Genomic DNA, 18,598 nt, shown 5'->3' on the forward strand with positions numbered 1-18,598 from the left:
CCGGACGGGACGGCCCTTGCGGCGCAGCCGGCGCCGCGATCAGCGGGCGGTTTCGCGCACCAGCTGGCCCTGCGGGTCCAGTTCCAGGGTGACGGTCTCCCCGTCAGGATTGGTCGCGTCCAGCAGGACGCGCGGTCCCTCCTGGCGCATCAGGCCGAACGCGCTGTAGCCCGCCTGCGTCAGGCGCTGGTTCGCCGCGACGGTGTCGAACTGCGGCGCGGGGGGCATGTCGCCGCGCGGACCGTCACCCCGGGGGCCTTCGGCACGCGGGCCATCACCCCGGGGGCCTTCGGCGCGCGGACCGTCGCCGCGGGGACCATCGCCGTGGGGGCCGTCACCCCGCGGGCCGTGTCCGCGCGGGCCGCGATCGTGGTCACGCCCGCCGCGGCGGTCGTCGTCGCGGCCGAACCGCAGGACGGCCCCCGCCTCGTCAAAGGCCGCGCGCATGTCCTGGCCGCCGGTATCCTCGCCCTTGACCTCGAAGCGGCCGTATTCGGCCTTGATCTCCTCGATCATGCCGAACTGGGCCATGACCTCGTTGCCGCGCACGGCCTGCGGCAGGATCGCGTCGATGATCGGCTGCGGCAGGGCGGTGTCGTCGGTCTCGATCTCGATCAGGGTATTGTCGGGGGCGAACTTGACCTCGACCTCGGCGCCGTTCTCCTGCCAGCCCTTGACCTCCAGGTGGCGCGGGGTCTGCTTGATCTCCTCGAAGCGGGCGAACAGCGCCATCGCGGGCGTGCCGCGCACGGCACCGGGCAATGCGGCATCGATCAGCGGCGCGGGCAGGCTGCCGTCGTCGGCCTCGACCTTGATCAGATTGCCGGCCATGTCGAACTCGGCCTCGATCTGGGTGCCGTCCGGCAGATAGCCCTCGTATTCGCGCTGGCCGTCGCGCTTGGTCTCGAAGCTGATGCGGTCCAGGTCCAGCCCCTGCAGCATGGAGGGCAGCTCGACGCCGGGGGTCTGGGCGATGGCGGGAACGGTCCCGGCCATGACGGCGATCAGCGCGGCGGTGGATGCAAGATGCTTGCGGGTCATGTGACACTCCTTTGGGTCGATGTCGGCCGGCGGGTCCGGCCTTCTGCGAATCGTTTCTAGCCCAACGCACCCGAACGGATCGCCAACGCGCCGTTTGGTTTCCATTTCCCCTGGACAGGGCATAGTGGCCCCATGACACGTGCCCCGAATCCTCTGATCCTGGTCCTGGCCCTGATGGCGCCGCTGGCGGCCCTGCCCCAGCCTGCGCCCCCGGCCGCCCCCCCGCCGGACCCCTGGGCCACCAGCTTTCAGCCGCAACCGTTCCACCGCATGGCCGAGGCGGTCACCGCGCGCTATGACGGCCGCTTGGTCGCGGCCGAGACGCGCCCGCCCCGCCCCGCCGAACGCGCCGCGGGGGTCGAGCTGATCTATGAGTTCCGCCTGCTGACCACGCAGCGCAACATCCTCAACATCCGCGTGGATGCCCGCACAGGGCGTTTTTTGGAAGTGGCCGGACGCGGCCAGCTGGAGGCGCGCCGCGCGCCCCGCACCCAAGACTGAAGGACCTGACATGCGCGCCCTGATCGTCGAGGACGACCCCCTGCTGGCCGACCAGCTGTCCCAGGCCATGATCCAGGCCGGCTTCGTGACCGACATCGCCCCAGACGGCACCCAGGGAGAGTTCCTAGGCGCCACCGAAAGCTATGACGTGGCCGTGCTGGACCTGGGCCTGCCCGGCCTGCCCGGGATCGAGGTCCTGACCCGCTGGCGCGACCAGGGCATCGCCATGCCGGTCCTGATCCTGACCGCGCGCGGCGACTGGACCGACAAGGTGGCGGGCTTTCGCGCGGGCGCCGACGATTACGCCGTCAAGCCCTTTCGCCTGGAGGAGGTCGTGCTGCGCGCCCAGACCCTGATCCGCCGTGCCGCGGGCCATGCGCGCCCGCAGATCGCAGCCGGGCGGCTGCAGTTGGACGGCCAGCTGGGCGTCATCACCCTGGACGGGATGGCGCTGCGGCTGACGGCGTTTGAACAACGCATCATGACCTATCTGATCACCCATCAGGACCGCGTCATCAGCCGGACCGAACTGTCCGAACATCTCTACGAAGCCGAGACGGACCGCGACTTCAAGTCGATCGAGGTCGTCATCGGCCGCCTGCGCAAGAAGGTCGGCGACGGGATCATCGAGACCCGCCGCGGCGAGGGCTATGTCCTGAGGTCGGCGTGACGCGGTCGATCCGCGGCCGGCTGCTGCTGCTGGCGGCGGTCTGGCTGACGGCGGCGCTGCTGGGGGCGTTCCTGGTGATCGCGCAGCTGCTGGAGGATTTCGTCACCGACCGGTTCGACGCCGAAACCTTGGCCATCGCCGACAGCCTGATCGGCCAGCTGGAGGTCGACGACGACCGGGTCGAGCTGGACGACACGCCGCTGGACGTGCGCTTCACCCTGCCGCTGTCGGGCTGGTACTGGCAGGTCATGGCGGGGGATGCGACGGTGGCGCGCTCTCCGTCGCTGCTGGACGGGCAGCTGACCGGGCCCGCGGGCGATCTGACCGGCGCGACGGGCCGCGACGCCGATGCGGCGGGCCTGCGCGTCCTGCGCCGAGAGCTGACCATTCCCGACAGCGACGCCCTGATTGCGGTCACCGTGACCGCCCCCCTGGCCGAGATCGAGGGAAGCCTGGCGCAGATCGTGCGCCCGCTGGCGGTCGCGCTGGTGGTGCTGGGGCTGGGCCTGGCCGCCGCCAGCGTGATCCAGGTGACGCTTGGCCTGCGCAGCCTGGACCGCCTGCGGGCCGACCTGGCCCGCGTGCGCGCGGGCGACAGCGACCGGCTGGCCCGCCCCGACGTGTCCGAACTGCGCCCCCTGGCGTCAGAGATCAACGCAGCGCTGGACCAGAACGCGGCCCTTCTGACCCGGTCGCGCCAGCATCTGGGGAACCTGGCCCATTCGCTGAAGACGCCGCTGGCGGCCCTGTCGAACGAACTGCCGCCCGATCATCAGGGCCAGGCCCTGATCACGCGGATGGATCGCCTGATCGGCTGGCACCTGCGCCGTGCGCGTCAGGCCGGGCCGCGCCTGCTGGGGCAGCGGACCCCGGTCGCGCCGGTCGTCGACGACATCCTGCTGGTGCTGCGCTGGCCCTTGGCCGACCGCGGCATGACCGCCGATGTCGATTGCCCCCCGGACGCGGCCTTTCCCGGCGAACGCCAGGACCTGGAGGAGATGATCGGCAACCTGTCCGAGAATGCCGCCAAATGGGGGCGCACGCGCCTGCGGATCACCGTGCGCGTCCCGCCGGACCGCCTGATCCTGCGGATCGAGGATGACGGTCCCGGCCTGTCCCCCGACCAGGCCCCCCTGGCCCTAATGCGCGGCGCGCGGCTGGACGAACTGGGCGCCCCCGGCGCGGGGCTGGGCCTGGCCATCGTGGCCGATCTGGCGGCGCTGCATGGCGGCGAATTGCGGCTGGAACGTTCCGATCTGGGCGGTCTGGCCGCCGTCCTGGACCTGCCTGCCTGAAATTTCCGCATAGCTTTGCGGCCCATATTTTACCATTTGATAAAAAAATGGACCTGTGTCAGCCTGATTTCACCAACAGGTGAGCCAGGAGACGAAAATGTCCCAAGCGAGATTAAGCCCCGGCGTGGTGCCGGGACGACTGACCCCCGACCAGCTGGCGGCGAACTTCGTCGATGTCGCCCCGCCGCTGGACCGCCACGAGGCACATGTGGCCGCTGACCGGTGTTATTTCTGCCATGACGCGCCCTGCATCACGGCCTGTCCGACCAGCATCGACATCCCGCTGTTCATCCGGCAGATCGCGACCGACACGCCGGACGCGGCGGCGATGACGATCTTTCACGCCAACATCCTGGGCGGCATGTGCGCCCGCGTCTGTCCCACGGAACAGCTGTGCGAGGGCGCCTGTGTGCGCATGGAGGCCGAGGGCAAGCCGGTCGAGATCGGAGCGCTGCAGCGTTACGCGACCGATGGGCTGATGGCCCAAGGGTCGCACCCCTTCAAGCGCGCCGCTCCCACGGGCAAGCGCGTGGCCGTGGTGGGCGCGGGCCCCGCGGGTCTGGCCTGCGCGCACCGCCTGGCCGCCAAGGGCCATGACGTGGTGATCTTCGAGGCGCGGCCCAAGCCCGGCGGGCTGAACGAATACGGCATCGCCAGCTACAAGGCCGTGGACGGTTTCGCGCAGGCCGAGGTCGATTGGCTGATGGGCATCGGCGGGATCGAGCTGCGCCACGACCAGGCGATCGGCCGCGACATCACCATGGCCTCGCTGCAGTCCGAATACGATGCGGTGTTCCTGGGCATGGGCCTGGGCGGCGTGAACGCGCTGCGCGCAGACGGCGAGGACCGCACGCATGTGCTGGACGCCGTCAACTTCATCCGCGACCTGCGCCAGGCCAGCGATCTGGGCACCCTGCCCGTCGGCCGCGACGTGGTGGTGATCGGCGGCGGCATGACCGCAGTGGATGCCGCCGTGCAGGCCCGCCTGCTGGGCGCCGAGAACGTCAGCATCGTCTATCGCCGCGGTCAGGACCGCATGGGCGCCAGCCGCCATGAACAGGACCACGCGACCGCCAGCGGCGTGCGGATCATCTGCAATGCGGCGCCCCTGGCGGTCCATGGCAACGGCGCGGTGACCGAGGTCGAGTTCGCCTATACCCAGGACGGCCCCGACGGGCTGCACGTGACCGAGGACCGGTTCCGCCTGCGGGCCGACCAGGTGTTCCGCGCCATCGGCCAGCGCCTGGAGGGCGCGCCCGAGGGGCTTGAGCTGGCCGGGGGCAAGATCCTGGTGACCGGGCCGGGCCGCACGACGCTGGACGGGGTCTGGGCCGGGGGCGATTGCGCATCCGGCGGCGACGACCTGACCGTGACCGCCGTGGCCGAAGGCCGCGACGCGGCAGAAGACATCGACGCCCGGCTGACCGGACGTCCCGTCGAAATCCCCGGCTGAGGACGCGAGATCATGGCAGACCTGCGCAGCAATTTCATCGGGATCAAGTCCCCGAACCCCTTCTGGCTGGCCTCGGCCCCGCCGACCGACAAGGAATACAACGTCCGCCGCGCCTTCCAGGCCGGTTGGGGCGGCGTGGTGTGGAAGACCCTGGGCTCGGAAGGCCCGCCTGTCGTCAACGTGAACGGCCCCCGCTATGGCGTGATCCATGGCGCCGACCGCCGCGTCCTGGGCATCAACAACATCGAGCTGATCACCGACCGACCGCTGGAGGTAAACCTTCGCGAGATCAAGTCGGTCAAGCGCGACTATCCCGACCGGGCGCTGATCATCAGCCTGATGGTGCCCTGCGACGAGGACAGCTGGAAGGACATCCTGGCCCGGATCGAGGATACCGGCGCCGACGGGGTGGAACTGAACTTTGGCTGCCCCCACGGCATGGCCGAACGCGGCATGGGATCGGCCGTGGGCCAGGTGCCGGAATACATCGAGATGGTGACCCGGTGGGTCAAGAAATACAGCCGCATGCCCTGCATCGTGAAGCTGACCCCCAACATCACCGACGTGACCAAGCCCGCCGAGGCCGCGAAACGCGGCGGCGCCGATGCGGTCAGCCTGATCAACACGATCAACTCGATCACCTCGGTCGATCTGGACCTCTTCGCGCCCCAGCCCACCATCGACGGCAAGGGCAGCCATGGCGGCTATTGCGGCCCGGCGGTCAAGCCCATCGCCCTGAACATGGTGGCCGAGATCGCCCGCAACCCCGCTACCGCCGGCCTGCCCATCAGCGGCATCGGCGGCGTCACCACCTGGCGCGACGCGGCCGAGTTCATGGCGCTTGGCGCGGGCAATGTGCAGGTCTGCACGGCGGCGATGACCTATGGCTTCAAGGTGGTCCAGGAGATGATCACCGGCCTGCACGATTATCTGGACAGCCATGAGATGGGCCTGTCCGACCTGATCGGTCGCGCGGTTCCCAACGTGCGCGACTGGCAGCAGCTGAACCTGAACTATGTCACCAAGGCGGTGATCGACCAGGATGCCTGCATCAGCTGCGGCCGCTGCTATGCCGCCTGCGAGGATACCAGCCACCAGGCCATTGCCATGAAGCCGGGCCGCGTTTTCGAGGTGATCGAGGAGGAATGCGTCGCCTGCAACCTGTGTGTCGATGTCTGTCCGGTCGAGGACTGCATCACCATGCGAGAGCTGGAGATCGGCGAGATCGACAAGCGCACCGGCATTCCGCGCGGCGAATACGCGAACTGGACCAGCCATCCGAACAACCCGATGGCCCGCGCCGCCGAGTGATCCGATGGTCCGGGGGGCCTTGCGCCCCCCCGGGCCATCCGCAGGGTATTTGGCCAACGAAAAAGCCCCGCGGCGCCGGCCGCGGGGCTTTGTCATGCGGGACGATCACAGACCGTAGATGCGACCGAACTTCTGTTCCAGATAGTCCAGAAGCGGGTCGGGGCCGATGGGCTGGCCCGCGGCGGTCTCGATCACCTCGGTCGGGGTCATCAGGCCGCCGTGGCGCTGAACGTTCTCGCGCAGCCATTCGGTGGCGGGGGTCGCGTCGCCCTGGGCCAGGGACGCGTCCAGATCGGGCACCGCGCCGCGCAGGACCTGGTTCAGGCAGCCCGCATAGACGTTGCCTAGGGCATAGGTCGGGAAATAGCCGAAAAGGCCCACCGACCAATGGACGTCCTGCAGCACGCCGTTCGCGGGACGATCGACCGCGACGCCGAAATCCTTGAGGAAGCGCGCGTTCCACGCCGCCTCCAGGTCCTGCGTATCCAGCCGCCCCGAGATCAGGTCACGCTCCAGATCAAAGCGCAGCATGACGTGCAGGTTGTACTGCACCTCGTCCGATTCGGTGCGGATATAGCCCGGCGTGACGCGGTTGACCGTCGCGTAGAAGGCGTCGGGATCGGTGATGTTCAACCCGTCGAAGGCCTCGGACATGCGTTCGAACAGCCAGCCTGTGAAGGCGCGACCGCGGCCCAGCTGGTTCTCGTAGATGCGGCTCTGGCTTTCGTGGACGCCCATGGACACGCCGCGCCCCAGGGGGGTGAAGGCGTAATCGGGGTCTATGCCCAGCTCATAGCTGGAATGGCCGACCTCGTGGATGGTGGAGTAGAGACAGTTGAACGGATCCGTCTCGACCACCCGCGTGGTGATGCGGCTGTCCTGCCAGCGCCCCGAGCTGAAGGGATGCACGGCCAGATCCATCCGCCCCCGCGTCCAGTCATAACCGAAGGCCGTGGCACAGGCGCGGGCCAGGCGCAGCTGGGTTTCCTGCGGGAAATGGCCCTTCAGCGCCTGCGGCTGATCGGCACCCAGGACGTCGTCGCGCAGCGCGACCAGGCGCGGGCGCATCGCGTCGAACAGCGTCGCCAGACGCGCCCCGCTCATGCCGGGTTCGTAATCCTCCAGCAGCGCGTCATAAAGATCGTCGCCATCGGCCAGGCACGCAGCCTCCTCGCGCTTCAGCATCAGGACCTGATCCAGGGTCGGCAGGAAATCCGCGGGCGCGTCCTTGGCGCGGGCCTCGGCCCAGATGCCCTGCGCCAGCGAGGTCAGCCGCGCCAGCTCGGAGGCCAGCCGCGCCGGGATACGGCTGCTGCGGGCGAAATCGCGCGCGATCAGTTGGACGGCGCGGCGGTCGGCGGGGCTTTGCGGATCGGCCGCGTCCAGCCATTCGCCGATGCGCGGATCGGTGCGGCGGTCGTGCAGCACCTCCTCCATCGCGCCCATCTCCTCGGCGCGCTGTTCGGCGGCGCCGCGGGGCATCACGGTCTCTTGGTCCCAGCCCAACCGTTCGGCGACGGAGGACAGGGCTTCGGTCTGGCGCTGGAAGGCCAGCAGGTCGGTCAGCGCGGTCATCGGATCGCCCCCCGGATCGAGGTTTCAAAGGGATAGCGCGCATGGTGGCGCGCCCGCAGAATCATCGCGAACAGCACGACGGCGCCGAACTGGTGCGTCAGGGCCAGGTGCAGGGGCGATGCGTGGATCACGTTCAGGATGCCCAGCCCGATCTGTGCGGCCATCGCCACGATCATGACGCTGAAGGCGCCGCGCGTCACCGGATGGGGCGAGCGGCGCGCCCGCAGCCACACGACGACGGCGAAGATCGCCAGCAGATAGCCGGTCATGCGGTGGATGAACTGGACCAGGGCCGGGTTCTCGAAGAAGTTCCGCCAGCCCAGGGTGCCGTCCCAGATCGCAGCCGGGATCCATTCGCCGCCCATGGTGGGCCAGCCGGTATAGGTGCGGCCGGCATCGATGCCCGCGACCAGCGCGCCCAGCAGGATCTGCACGAAAGTCAGGTGCATCAGCCCCGTGGACATGCGGAACAGCTTGGCCTCTCCGGCGCGGCGCGCGCGCATCAGCTCGGCCTCGGACCGCGACAATTGCAGGACGTACCAGGTGATCAGGCCCAGGATCAGGAAGGCGATGCCCAGATGCGTGGCCAGGCGATAGGACGCGACACGCAGCATCCCCTCGTTCAGGCCCGAGCTGACCATCCACCAGCCGATCGCGCCCTGCAGGCCGCCAAGCGCCCCCAGGGACAGCAGGCGGGGCGTCCAGCCCGTGGGAATGCGCGACGTGGCCCAGAAGAAGACGAAGCCAAGTGCCCAGACCAGACCGACTACGCGGCCCAGCAGGCGGTGCCCCCATTCCCACCAGTAGATGTACTGGAATTCCGACAGCGACATGCCGCGGTTTAGCTCCTGGTACTGCGGGATCTGGCGGTAGAGGTCGAATTCGCTCTGCCAGTCGGCGGCGTTCATGGGCGGGATGGCCCCGGTCACGGGTTTCCATTCGGTGATCGACAGGCCCGACCCGGTCAGGCGCGTGGCGCCGCCCACGACGATCATCGCCAGGACCAGCACGAACAGCACGGCAAGCCAGGCGCGGATCGCGCGCCGCGCGCCGCGGGGGCGGGCATCGATCATGCCGGTGGTCTGGACGGGTCGGGCTGCGGTCGGGTCCGAGACTTCCTGGAAGACAGGTCGCTTGGCCATCGCAAGGCTCCTTTCGGGCGGAGGTTAGGGGCGGGTCAGCGCCGGGTCAACTGACGCAGGACGCCGTGCAGGATCCGCACGTCGCCCTTGGTCAGGGTCAGGCGCGACCACATGTTGCGCATGTTCAGACGCATCGACGCGGCCTTGGTTTCCGGGAAGAAGAATCCGGCCTGGGTCAGCTGGTCGTCGTAATGGTCGCCCAACCGCTCGATCTCGATGCGGTCGGCGGGGGCTTCGGCCTCGGACCGACGCAGATGGGGCGCGGGTTCGGGCGGCAGGATGTCGCGGCCGAATTCGTATCCCATCAGCAGGACGGCCTGGGCCAGGTTCAGCGACGGGAAATCGGGGTTCACCGGCACGGTGACGATGGCATTGGCCCGCGCGATGTCGTCATTCTCCAGCCCGGTGCGTTCGGGGCCGAAGATGATCGCGGAGCGGCCATCATGGGCGCGGGCCTGGGCCATCGCGGTGGCGGGCGTGAAGACGGGCTTGGTCAGTTCGCGCCCGCGCGCGGTGGTGGCATAGGCATAGTCGATGCCCTCCATCGCCAGAGCCAGCGTGGGATAGACGCGGGCCGTGTCCAGCACGCGGCCCGCCGCCCCCGAGGCCATGGCGACGGCCTTGGGGTTGGGCCAGCCGTCGCGCGGATCGACGATGCGCATGTCGGTCAGGCCGAAATTCAGCATGGCGCGGGCGGCCGCGCCGATGTTCTCGCCCATCTGCGGGCGCACGAGGATGATGACGGGTTGGCGTTCGATCTGCATGGTCCGGCAGATAGTCCGTCTGGCGGCGGCGGGCAAGCTGCGCTATCTGCGACACAAAGGAGATCGCCATGACCGACGCCCCTCAACTGTACCTGATGACCCCTGCCGGCGCCCAGGCATCCAGCCTGGCGCCGATGCTGGCCGAGGTGATGGACCGCGTGGCCCCCGCCTGCCTGCGCATCCGCGGCGGCGCCGAGGAGGACGAGCTGGGCCGCTTGGCCGACATGGCACGCGAGATCGCCCATGCCCGCGACGTGGCCGTGGTGATCGACGATCACGTCAAGCTGGCGCTGCGCCACGGGCTGGACGGGGTGCACCTGAACGACGGGGCCAAGGCCGTGCGCTATGCCCGAAAGGAGCTGGGCGACGACGCGATCGTCGGCGCGTTCTGCGGCACGTCGCGCCACGAGGGCATGAACGCGGCCGAGGCGGGTGCGGATTACGTGGCCTTTGGTCCGGTCAGCGACAGCGCGCTCTATCGTGGTGATCCGGTCGAGCTGGAACTGTTCCAGTGGTGGTCCGAGATGATCGAGGTGCCGGTCGTGGCCGAAGGCGCCATCACGCGAGAGCTGATCACCCAGCTGACGCCGATCACCGACTTCATCGCCCTGGGCCCCGAGATCTGGACCCAGGAAGACCCGGCCGCGACGCTGGCCCTGCTGTGGGGCTAAAGGACCAGGGGCGTTCGGTCGCCTGACGCGAACCGCCGCAGCACCGCCGGGTACAGGCGGTGTTCCTGCACCAGCACACGCGTGGCCAGGGTCGCGGCGTCATCGCCGGGCATGATCGGCACGCGCGCCTGACCCAGGGCCGGCCCTGCGTCCAGTTCCGGCGTGACCAGGTGCACGGTGCAGCCGGCCTCGGCGTCACCGGCGGCGATGGCGCGTGCATGGGTGTCGAGACCGGGGTATTTGGGCAAAAGAGAAGGATGGATGTTCAGCATCCGCCCCTGAAACCGCTGCACGAATTCGGGCGTCAGGATGCGCATGAAGCCAGCCAGGCAGATGATGTCGGGCCGGGCCGCCAGCAGCGGCTGAAGCAGCGCCTGTTCGAACCCCGCCCGGTCGCGCGGAAAGTCGCGGTGATCGACGGACGCGGTCGGCACGCCCAGTTCGGCGGCGCGGGCCAGTCCGCCCGCCTGCGGATCGTTCGACGCGACCAGTACGGGACGCGCCGGGTGATCGCCGGTCATGTCCTGCAGCAGGCGGATCATGTTCGACCCGCCCCCCGAGATCAGGATCGCGACCCGTTTCACGCAAGCGCGCCGGAATAGCGTACGCCCGCGCCCGCCGTGACGGTGCCAAGGCGATGCACCGTCTCTCCCTGCTGGGACAGCAGGTCGGTCAGCGCATCGGCGCGGTCGGCGGCCACGACCAGGATCATGCCGATGCCGCTGTTGAAGGTCTTGAGCATCTCGGACGTCTCAATCCCTCCGGCCTGGGCCAGCCAGGCGAAGACGGGGGGCAGCGGCCAGCTGCCCAGGTCGATGTCCGCGCCCAAGTCCTTGGGCAGGACGCGGGGCAGGTTCTCGGTCAGGCCGCCGCCGGTGATATGGGCCAGCGCGTGCACTCCGCCCGCGCGGATTGCTGCCAGGGCGGGCTTGACGTAGAGCCGCGTGGGCGTCAGCAGCGCCTCTCCCAGGGTGGTGTCGGCAAAGGGCGCGGCGTCGGACCACGCCAGACCGGCGCGTTCCGCGACCTTGCGGACCAGCGAATAGCCGTTGGAATGCACGCCGTCCGAGGCCAGGCCCAGCAGCACGTCCCCCTGCCCCACGCCCGCGGGAAGCGCCGCGCCGCGGTTCATCGCGCCCACCGAAAAGCCAGCAAGGTCGAAATCGCCGTCGTGATACATGCCGGGCATCTCGGCGGTCTCTCCGCCGATCAGGGCGCAGCCGGCGGCTGTGCAGCCGCGGGCGATCCCCTCGACCACGCGGGCGCCCTCGTCGACGGACAGCTTGCCGGTGGCGAAATAGTCCAGGAAGAACAGCGGCTCGGCGCCCTGGCAAACGAGGTCGTTCACGCACATCGCGACCAGATCCTGACCCAGACCGTCCAGATGTCCGGTGTCGATGCCGATGCGCAGCTTGGTGCCCACGCCATCGGTGGCGGCGACCAGGATCGGGTCGTCATAGCCCGCAGCCTTGAGGTCGAACAGCGCGCCGAACCCGCCAAGCGCATCCATGACGCCCGGTCGCTGCGTGGCGGCGGCGGCGGGCTTGATCCGTTCGACCAGCGCGTTCCCCGCGTCGATGTCGACGCCTGCGTCGCGATAGCTGATCCCGTTCTGTGTCATGTCGGCCCCCGGCTGATGTCGGCCCCCCGATAGCGGAACCGCACCCATTGGGCAACGCCCAAGCTTGACCTGACCGCCATGCGGCACTAGGCAATGCGTGCTGCGGGGGCCTGTAGCTCAATTGGTTAGAGCAGGGCGCTCATAACGCCTTGGTTGCGGGTTCAAGTCCTGCCGGGCCTACCATCCCCACACCGCCGACCGATCCCACGCATGGACGTCTTCCGCGCTGCGAGGTTGCGGAACCAGCGTCGTGCAGGATCGGCGTGAATCGTCCCAAGCTGAAATTATCCTGCCAAATCCGAACCAATCCGCGTAGAGCGTGTTGATCGCGCGTTCGTGAGCGGTTGGGGGATGGATGAGTTTGGTGACACGGGTGATGGTTCTGGGCGGGTCAGGGACGGGAAAGTCCTGGCTGGCGATGCGGCTGGCCGCGTTGGCCGGCCTGCCCGCATACCACATGGATCAGCTGAGCTGGATGCCGGGCTTTGTCCATCGCAGCACCGGCCAGCTTGATGCCCTGACCCGCGAGATCCATGCGCAGGAGCACTGGATCATCGAGGGCGGTCATTACGAGACGATGCATGAGCGCGCCGCCCGTGCCCATCTTCTGATCTGGGTTGATCCGTCCAGGCCGGTGCAGGTCGCCCGCGTCGCGTGGCGGTCGCTGCGTTATCACAACCGCACGCGGCCGGGCATGGGAGAGGGGTGCCGCGAGACGTTCGGCTGGCACACGCTGGATGCCATCGCCTATGCCCGTACCTCGCGGCAGTTTCATCGCGACCGCGCGACCGAGGTCATCGCCGCCGCAGGACCCCGACTGGCGCTTGCGCATATCCGGTCAGGGTGGCAGGCGCGGCGGTTCCTGCGCCGCTGCGCGCCCGTGCCGCGCACGCGGGGTTTTCTGCTGCAACCGTAAAGGATGCAGGACGGCCTTCAGCGGGCCGGCCCCACGCTTTCCGGGCTGTCGATCAGCAGGCGGCGTGCCGCCCACCAGCAGGCCGCCGCCATCGCGCCGGCGGTGGCCAAGCACAGCGGCAGCCCGCCGACCTGATAGGACAGGCCCGACAGCAGCGTCCCGATCAGGCGGCCCGCCGCGTTCGCCATGTAATAGAACCCGACATCCCGCGTGATCCGCTGTGCCTGACCAAAGGCCAGGATCAGGTATGAATGAACGGAGGAGTTAACCGCAAAGACGAAGCCGAAGACCAGCAGGCCCAGAACCAGCAGCATCGTCAGCCAAGGCGCAGGATCGCCCGCGATCACGACCGCCGCCGCCATCACGAAGGGGATGGGCACCAGCCGACCTGCCCACCGGACCGCGTCCCGGGTGATCTGCGCCTCGGGTCGGCCGGCGCCGCCCAGGATGCGCGGGGCGGCGGCCTGAACCGCGCCATAAAGGATGATCCACAGCGCCATGAAACCGCCGACCAGAAAGAAGGCCTCGCGCCGCCCTTCGGCGGTGCCATCGGACAGGACGGCCTGAAAATAGATCGGGATGCCCACCACGAACCACACGTCGCGCGCACCGAACAGGAACATGCGCGCCAGGGACAGCCGGTTCACGCGGCTGTCCCGCGACCGCCAGCCTGACCATCCTTCGGCCGCCTTCACCCGACCGGGCAGGCCCGCGGGCAGGAACAGGACCACCGCCACAAAAATCGCGGCCAGCACCGCGGCCATGCCCCAGACCGCCGCCTGGAACCCCGCAATGGCCAGCAGCGCGGCGCCCAGGAAAAAGCCCAGGCCCTTGACGGCGTTCTTGGACCCGGTCAGCGCAGCCACCCATCGGAACAGCCCGCCATCGGCGGCGGGGGCAAGGACCTTGACCGCCGATTTCGACGACATCTTGGACAGATCCTTGGCGACACCCGATGCGCCCTGCACCGCCATCACGAACATCACCGATGCCGTGACGCTCCATGCCGGGTCCAGCTGCGCCAGCGTCGTCAAGGCCGCGATCTGGATGCCCAGGCCCGCGTACAGGGTCGCCGCCAGTCCGAACCGGGCCGCCAGCCAGCCCGCGGCCAGGTTCGTGACGATCCCCGCAGCCTCGTACAGCAGGAACAGCCATGCCAGCTGGACCGGGGAAAAGCCCAGTCCGTTGAAGTGCAGCAGCACCAGCATGCGCAACGCGCCGTCCGACAGCATGAACGCCCAATAGGCCGCCGTCACCGCGGCATAGGCGCGGACCGGGTTCATGCCATCCGCCCCGCGACCATGCGCGCGACATCGACCAGCCGGCAGGCATAGCCCCATTCGTTGTCGTACCAGGCATAGATTTTGACCTGTGTTCCGTTCACGACCATCGTCGATCCCGCGTCGATGATCGCGCTGCGCGGATCGTTGACATAGTCGGTCGACACCAGCGGCCGCGTCTCATAGCCTAGGATGCCGTCCAGCGGTCCCGCCGCGGCGGCGGCGAACAGGGCGTTGACCTCCTCCACGCCTGTCGGACGCTCGACCTCGAACACGCAGTCGGTCAACGAGGCGTTCAGCAGCGGCACCCGGACCGCGTGGCCGTTCAGCCGACCCTTCAGTTCGGGATAGATCAGCGTGATCGCCGTGGCGCTGCCGGTCGTCGTGGGAATGAGGTTCATCAGCGCCGAGCGCGCGCGGCGCATGTCCTTGGCCGGTCGGTCGACGATGGTCTGCGTGTTGGTGACGTCATGGATCGTGGTGATCGACCCGTGGCGGATGCCCAGGGCCTCGTGGACGACCTTGACCACCGGGGCCAGGCAGTTCGTCGTGCAGCTGGCCGCCGTCACGATCCGCTGGCTGCCGTCATAGAGGTGATGGTTCACGCCATAGACCAGGTTCAACGCCCCGCCATCCTTGACTGGTGCGCTGACCACGACACGCGCCACGCCCGCATCGAAATAGGGCGCGATCCGGTCCGCGGTCTTGAACACGCCCGTCGCGTCGATCACCAGGTCGACCCCCAGGTCACGCAGCGGCAGGGCGTCGATGGTCCGGTGATGCGTCAGCGGAATGCGGTGGCCATCCAGAACCAGCGCCTCGCCGTCTGCCGCGACGGGTTTGGACCAGCGGCCGTGAACGCTGTCGAATTCCATCAGCAGGGCGTGCTGATCGGCATCGCCCGCCGCGTCGTTCAGCAGGACGATCCGGTCCCCCAGGCCCAGGTCGATCATCCGGCGGAGGGCCAACTTTCCGATGCGGCCCAGGCCATTCAGTGCGATTCGGGTCATGGGTTCAGTCCTTGGCAAGTTCGCGGGCATCGATCTGATCGACCCGGTTCTGAAGCGAGATTCGGTCTAGGCTGGCCACCGGCAGGGCGGCAAAGGCTTCGATCCGGCGGCGCAGGGCGGCATAGGTCCGGGCAAAGACCAGCGCCCGTTCGGCGTCCGTCCCCTGCGCCTTGACCGGGTCGGGCAGTCCCCAATGCCCGGTGATCGGCTGGCCGGGCCAGGGGGGGCATTCCTCGGACGCGGAGGTGTCGCAGACGGTGAAGACGAAATCCATCCTGGGGGCGTCTGGCGACTGGAACTCGGACAGATGCTTGGACCGCAGGGTGGTCGTGTCGTGGCCGTTGCGGTCCAGCACCTGCAGCGCAAGGGGGTTCGGATGCGTTCCCGCCCGGGTGCCTGCCGAATGGGCGATGAACCGATCGCCGCCCAGATCGCGCAGCAGCGCCTCGGCATAGAGCGATCGGGCGGAATTGCCTGAACAGATGAACAGGACATGGAAACCGGTATGCGTCACGGTCGGCTCCTTGGATTGTGGGATGCTGGTCAGAACGTCCGGGCGCGCGCGGCCAAGGTCCATTGCCAGATAGCCCAGCAGGCGGCCCGTCGCATCGACATCGATCGAATAGAGCAGCGACCGCCCCTGTCGCCGCACGGCGACAAGGCCGCATCCCGTCAGGTCGGACAGGTAGTGCGACAGGGTGTTCGGCTTCAGCCCCAGCGCCTGCGCGATCTCGGTCGGGCGGACGGCGCGGGGGGCAAAACGCATCAGAAGCCGGGCGACGGCAAGGCGCCCGGGATGGCCAAGGGTAGCGAAGGCACTGGCGGCGCGGTCATGTTCCATGATTCCCGAATAATGGAATAATGACCCCGGCGCCAGTGAAGCTTTCATGACAGGACCGCGTCACCGGGCCGACAGCAGATACCCGAAGCCGCGCTGGTTGTGGATCATCCGCTCATCACCGTCCTGATCCAGCTTCTTGCGCAGATAGGCGATATAGACCTCGACGATGTTGGTCTGCGGGTCGAAATTGTATCCCCAGACACCCTTCAGGATGTCCACGCGCGACTGAACCTTGTCGGGACGCTCTGCCAGAAACCGCAGCAGCGAGAACTCGGTCGCGGTCAGGTCCAGGTCGCGGTCGCGTCGCGTCGCGGTCTTGGTGTCCAGGTCCAGACACAGATCGCCGATGACGATGCGCGACGGGCGGTCCTCGCGCGCAGGCGCACGGCGCAGCAGGACCGCGATGCGAGCCAGCAGTTCCTCGAAGGCGAAGGGCTTGGTCATGTAGTCGTCGGCCCCTGCCCCCAGCCCCTCCAACTTCTCGGCCAGCGCATCCTTGGCGGTCAGCATCAGGATCATCACGTCATGGCCCGCCCCGCGAATCTCCTGGCACAGGTCGGCGCCGTCGCCGTCGGGCAGCATCCGGTCCAGCACGACCAGGTCATAGCCCCCGTCCCGCAACCGCTGGTCCAGCCCCGCCGCGCAGTCGGCCAGATCGACGTGATAGCCCTCGGCCGTCAGGCCACCGGCCAGCAGGGCGGCGATCTCGGTGTCGTCCTCGACCACCAGGACGCGATCGGGGCTCATGCGACGGCCCTGCGTGCCAACGGCATGGTGATCTCGACCACGGCGCCGCGGCCAGGCGCGCTGTCGATGCGGATGGCGCCGTCATGCTGGTCGACGATCCATTTCGCGATGGACAGCCCAAGGCCCAACCCGCGACCCGACCGCGGCCGCGACGGGCGCGCGCTGTAGAAGCGGGTGAAGGCGCTGCCCAGTTCGTCGCCCGTAAAGCCCGGTCCCTGGTCGCGCACGCGGATATGGGCGTGATCCTGTGACTGCGCCAGCTCCAGGCTGACGGTGGTGTCGGCGGGCGCCAAGCGGATCGCGTTGTCCAGCGCGATCAGCACGGCCTGACGCAGGCGGTCGGGGTCGCCGCGCACCTCGACCGGTTCGCTGGGCTGGCTGGGACGGATGCGCACGCCGGGGCGCATCGCCATGTTCTGGCCGTCCAGCAACACGTCACCCACGATGTCCTGCAGCACGACACGCGTGCGGTTGACCATGATCGAGCCCGATTCCGACCGTGCCAGGAACAGCAGGTCATCGATCAGCCGCCCGATCTGGTCGGTCTTGCGGACGATCTCGGACAGCACCTGCTGCAGGGTGGCGGCATCGGCGTCGGGGGTGCGGATCGCCATCTCGGCCTGGCCACGCAGGATCGTCAGCGGTGTGCGCAGCTCGTGGCTGATATCGGCGAAGAAGTTCGCGCGGCTGGCATCGACCGACCGCAGCCGATCGTTGCTGGCCACCAGCGCCTCCGACCGTTCGCGCAGTTCGCGGGTGCGCTCTTCGACCTGCTGGGACAGCGTGGACTGCGCCTGCAGCAGGCTGTCGCGCTGGTCGCGGATCTGTCCGGTCATCTGGTTGAAGCGGCGCGACAGGTTGCCCAGCTCGTCGGGCGACGGATTGTCGATCACATGCGTCAGATCGCCCCGCCCGACTGCCTCGGCCCCCGCGTAGAGCGCCGAGACGGGGCGCAGGATCGCGCGGTTCATCATCACGATGTTGGCGACGCCCAAGACCGCCACGACCACGATCAGCCCGATGGCCAGATCGACGGCGCGCTCCGACAGGCGGGACGAACTGGCCAGCGCCTCGGCAACCTCGGCACGTTCGCGCACGGTCGCCTCCTCGACCAGCTCCAGCAGCACCTGCCCCAGCTGGTGATAGATGCGCGTGTTGAACACCTGCAGCGCCTCCGCGCGCCGGCCCGCCTGCAGGTGATCCTGGATCAGCAGGCGCGACTGGTCGATCTCCTGCACCTTGATCTCCATCTGGGCGACGCGGTCCAGGCCGCCCCAGGTCGCATCGGGCTCTCCGGCCAGCGCATGTTCCTCGCGGATCAGGTCGCGCTGGCGCTGCAGCCCGGACAGCAGCGAATCGCGCGCCTCGCGGATCTCGGCGTCCTGGTCCCCGGCGACGAACAGTTCTGCGATCTGGGCGGACAGCTTGTTGGCGTCGACCGCCACCAGGTTGATGTTGCGCAGCTGCGCATAGGATGTCTGAAGCTGCCGCCGGTCCTCGCGCGTCAGGCCCAGCCCGATGATGATCGCCAGACACACAAGCGTGACCGTGACCAGGCCGGTCAAGTGACTGAGCATGATTTTCGTGCGTATTCTCATGGCTTTGCGTTCCCGGCCGGTGGCGGCACGGTGCCGCCTGAGACGGCAGACTAGCGCAACTTCGCAGCCGTAAAAACGCCGATGCGCGGCTCTAATGATCTTCTAATTTGCAGCTTTGGATCGCACGCCAATATTTTGGAAGCACGAAGACGCCGCCGTCCA

The 18,598-nt window shown here is 68.5% G+C and carries 18 protein-coding genes and 1 tRNA gene; 8 read left to right on the forward strand and 11 right to left on the reverse strand.

Annotated elements, in window-relative coordinates; all coding sequences use genetic code 11:
• Positions 1 to 39: 39 nt before the first annotated feature.
• On the reverse strand, positions 40 to 1,041 hold the full coding sequence (locus LZ686_RS02380; protein ID WP_349546877.1) for a PepSY-like domain-containing protein: 1,002 nt from the start codon (positions 1,039 to 1,041) through the stop codon (positions 40 to 42).
• 132 nt (positions 1,042 to 1,173) lie between these two features.
• On the opposite strand from LZ686_RS02380, the gene LZ686_RS02385 reads away from it, so the two are divergent.
• The 5 genes from LZ686_RS02385 (at position 1,174) to preA (ending at position 6,271) form a co-directional block, all read left to right on the forward strand.
• Entirely contained in the window at positions 1,174 to 1,542 is a 369-nt protein-coding gene (locus LZ686_RS02385; RefSeq protein WP_349546878.1) for a PepSY domain-containing protein, read from the forward strand.
• A 10-nt stretch (positions 1,543 to 1,552) separates the two neighbouring features.
• Entirely contained in the window at positions 1,553 to 2,212 is a 660-nt protein-coding gene (locus tag LZ686_RS02390; RefSeq protein WP_127898761.1) for a response regulator transcription factor, read from the forward strand.
• Positions 2,209 to 3,507, forward strand: coding sequence for a sensor histidine kinase (locus LZ686_RS02395; RefSeq protein WP_349546879.1), 1,299 nt, complete (start codon positions 2,209 to 2,211; stop codon positions 3,505 to 3,507). The genes LZ686_RS02390 and LZ686_RS02395 overlap by 4 nt, the downstream gene beginning before the upstream one ends.
• A 97-nt stretch (positions 3,508 to 3,604) precedes the next feature.
• Entirely contained in the window at positions 3,605 to 4,960 is a 1,356-nt protein-coding gene (locus tag LZ686_RS02400) for an NAD(P)-dependent oxidoreductase (protein ID WP_349546880.1), read from the forward strand.
• Between the two features lie 12 nt (positions 4,961 to 4,972).
• The gene (gene preA / locus LZ686_RS02405) at positions 4,973 to 6,271 is read left to right on the forward strand and encodes an NAD-dependent dihydropyrimidine dehydrogenase subunit PreA (protein ID WP_273743411.1); all 1,299 of its coding nucleotides are present in this window, start codon (positions 4,973 to 4,975) and stop codon (positions 6,269 to 6,271) included.
• 105 nt (positions 6,272 to 6,376) lie between these two features.
• On the opposite strand, the gene LZ686_RS02410 is transcribed toward preA, so the two are convergent.
• The 3 genes from LZ686_RS02410 to LZ686_RS02420 are packed head-to-tail and all read right to left on the reverse strand — an operon-like array spanning position 6,377 to position 9,752.
• On the reverse strand, positions 6,377 to 7,846 hold the full coding sequence (locus LZ686_RS02410) for a carboxypeptidase M32 (RefSeq protein ID WP_349546881.1): 1,470 nt from the start codon (positions 7,844 to 7,846) through the stop codon (positions 6,377 to 6,379).
• Complete coding sequence (gene ctaA / locus LZ686_RS02415) at positions 7,843 to 8,988, reverse strand: heme A synthase (RefSeq protein ID WP_045982910.1); 1,146 nt, start codon at positions 8,986 to 8,988, stop codon at positions 7,843 to 7,845. The genes LZ686_RS02410 and ctaA overlap by 4 nt, the downstream gene beginning before the upstream one ends.
• Positions 8,989 to 9,023: 35 nt before the next feature.
• Positions 9,024 to 9,752 (reverse strand): RNA methyltransferase, encoded by a 729-nt coding sequence (locus LZ686_RS02420; RefSeq protein ID WP_045998933.1) that lies wholly within the window; start codon positions 9,750 to 9,752, stop codon positions 9,024 to 9,026.
• A 68-nt stretch (positions 9,753 to 9,820) separates the two neighbouring features.
• On the opposite strand from LZ686_RS02420, the gene LZ686_RS02425 reads away from it, so the two are divergent.
• Positions 9,821 to 10,423: a thiamine phosphate synthase gene (locus LZ686_RS02425; protein ID WP_127898765.1), complete on the forward strand. Its 603-nt coding sequence runs from the start codon at positions 9,821 to 9,823 to the stop codon at positions 10,421 to 10,423.
• Here LZ686_RS02425 and purN read toward each other — a convergent pair.
• Positions 10,420 to 11,007, reverse strand: a complete 588-nt coding sequence (purN, locus tag LZ686_RS02430) for a phosphoribosylglycinamide formyltransferase (RefSeq protein ID WP_217845971.1) — start codon at positions 11,005 to 11,007, stop codon at positions 10,420 to 10,422. The two genes, LZ686_RS02425 and purN, sit on opposite strands and share 4 nt — an antisense overlap.
• The gene (gene purM / locus LZ686_RS02435; RefSeq protein ID WP_349546882.1) at positions 11,004 to 12,044 is read right to left on the reverse strand and encodes a phosphoribosylformylglycinamidine cyclo-ligase; all 1,041 of its coding nucleotides are present in this window, start codon (positions 12,042 to 12,044) and stop codon (positions 11,004 to 11,006) included. The genes purN and purM overlap by 4 nt, the downstream gene beginning before the upstream one ends.
• A gap of 106 nt (positions 12,045 to 12,150) precedes the next feature.
• Between purM and LZ686_RS02440 the strand changes: the two genes are divergently transcribed.
• Positions 12,151 to 12,227 (forward strand) — tRNA-Ile (locus LZ686_RS02440).
• 172 nt (positions 12,228 to 12,399) lie between these two features.
• Positions 12,400 to 12,960 (forward strand): P-loop NTPase family protein, encoded by a 561-nt coding sequence (locus LZ686_RS02445; protein ID WP_349546883.1) that lies wholly within the window; start codon positions 12,400 to 12,402, stop codon positions 12,958 to 12,960.
• A gap of 17 nt (positions 12,961 to 12,977) precedes the next feature.
• Here LZ686_RS02445 and arsJ read toward each other — a convergent pair whose 3' ends face one another.
• Genes arsJ through LZ686_RS02470 form a run of 5 tightly spaced genes read right to left on the reverse strand, consistent with a single transcriptional unit; the run spans position 12,978 to position 18,415 of the window.
• A complete protein-coding gene (gene arsJ / locus LZ686_RS02450) occupies positions 12,978 to 14,243 on the reverse strand; it encodes an organoarsenical effux MFS transporter ArsJ (RefSeq protein WP_349546884.1) in 1,266 nt (421 codons plus the stop codon).
• Complete coding sequence (locus tag LZ686_RS02455) at positions 14,240 to 15,250, reverse strand: ArsJ-associated glyceraldehyde-3-phosphate dehydrogenase (RefSeq protein ID WP_349546885.1); 1,011 nt, start codon at positions 15,248 to 15,250, stop codon at positions 14,240 to 14,242. Before LZ686_RS02455 ends, arsJ begins: the two co-directional genes overlap by 4 nt.
• A gap of 4 nt (positions 15,251 to 15,254) precedes the next feature.
• Positions 15,255 to 16,091 (reverse strand): arsenate reductase/protein-tyrosine-phosphatase family protein, encoded by an 837-nt coding sequence (locus tag LZ686_RS02460; RefSeq protein ID WP_273743420.1) that lies wholly within the window; start codon positions 16,089 to 16,091, stop codon positions 15,255 to 15,257.
• 60 nt (positions 16,092 to 16,151) lie between these two features.
• Positions 16,152 to 16,838 (reverse strand): response regulator transcription factor, encoded by a 687-nt coding sequence (locus LZ686_RS02465; protein ID WP_349546886.1) that lies wholly within the window; start codon positions 16,836 to 16,838, stop codon positions 16,152 to 16,154.
• Positions 16,835 to 18,415: a sensor histidine kinase gene (locus LZ686_RS02470; protein WP_217845934.1), complete on the reverse strand. Its 1,581-nt coding sequence runs from the start codon at positions 18,413 to 18,415 to the stop codon at positions 16,835 to 16,837. Before LZ686_RS02470 ends, LZ686_RS02465 begins: the two co-directional genes overlap by 4 nt.
• Positions 18,416 to 18,598 lie beyond the last annotated feature (183 nt).

This window comes from Paracoccus sp. NFXS7, from assembly GCF_040148865.1.
GTDB classification, from domain to species: Bacteria; Pseudomonadota; Alphaproteobacteria; order Rhodobacterales; family Rhodobacteraceae; genus Paracoccus; species Paracoccus marcusii.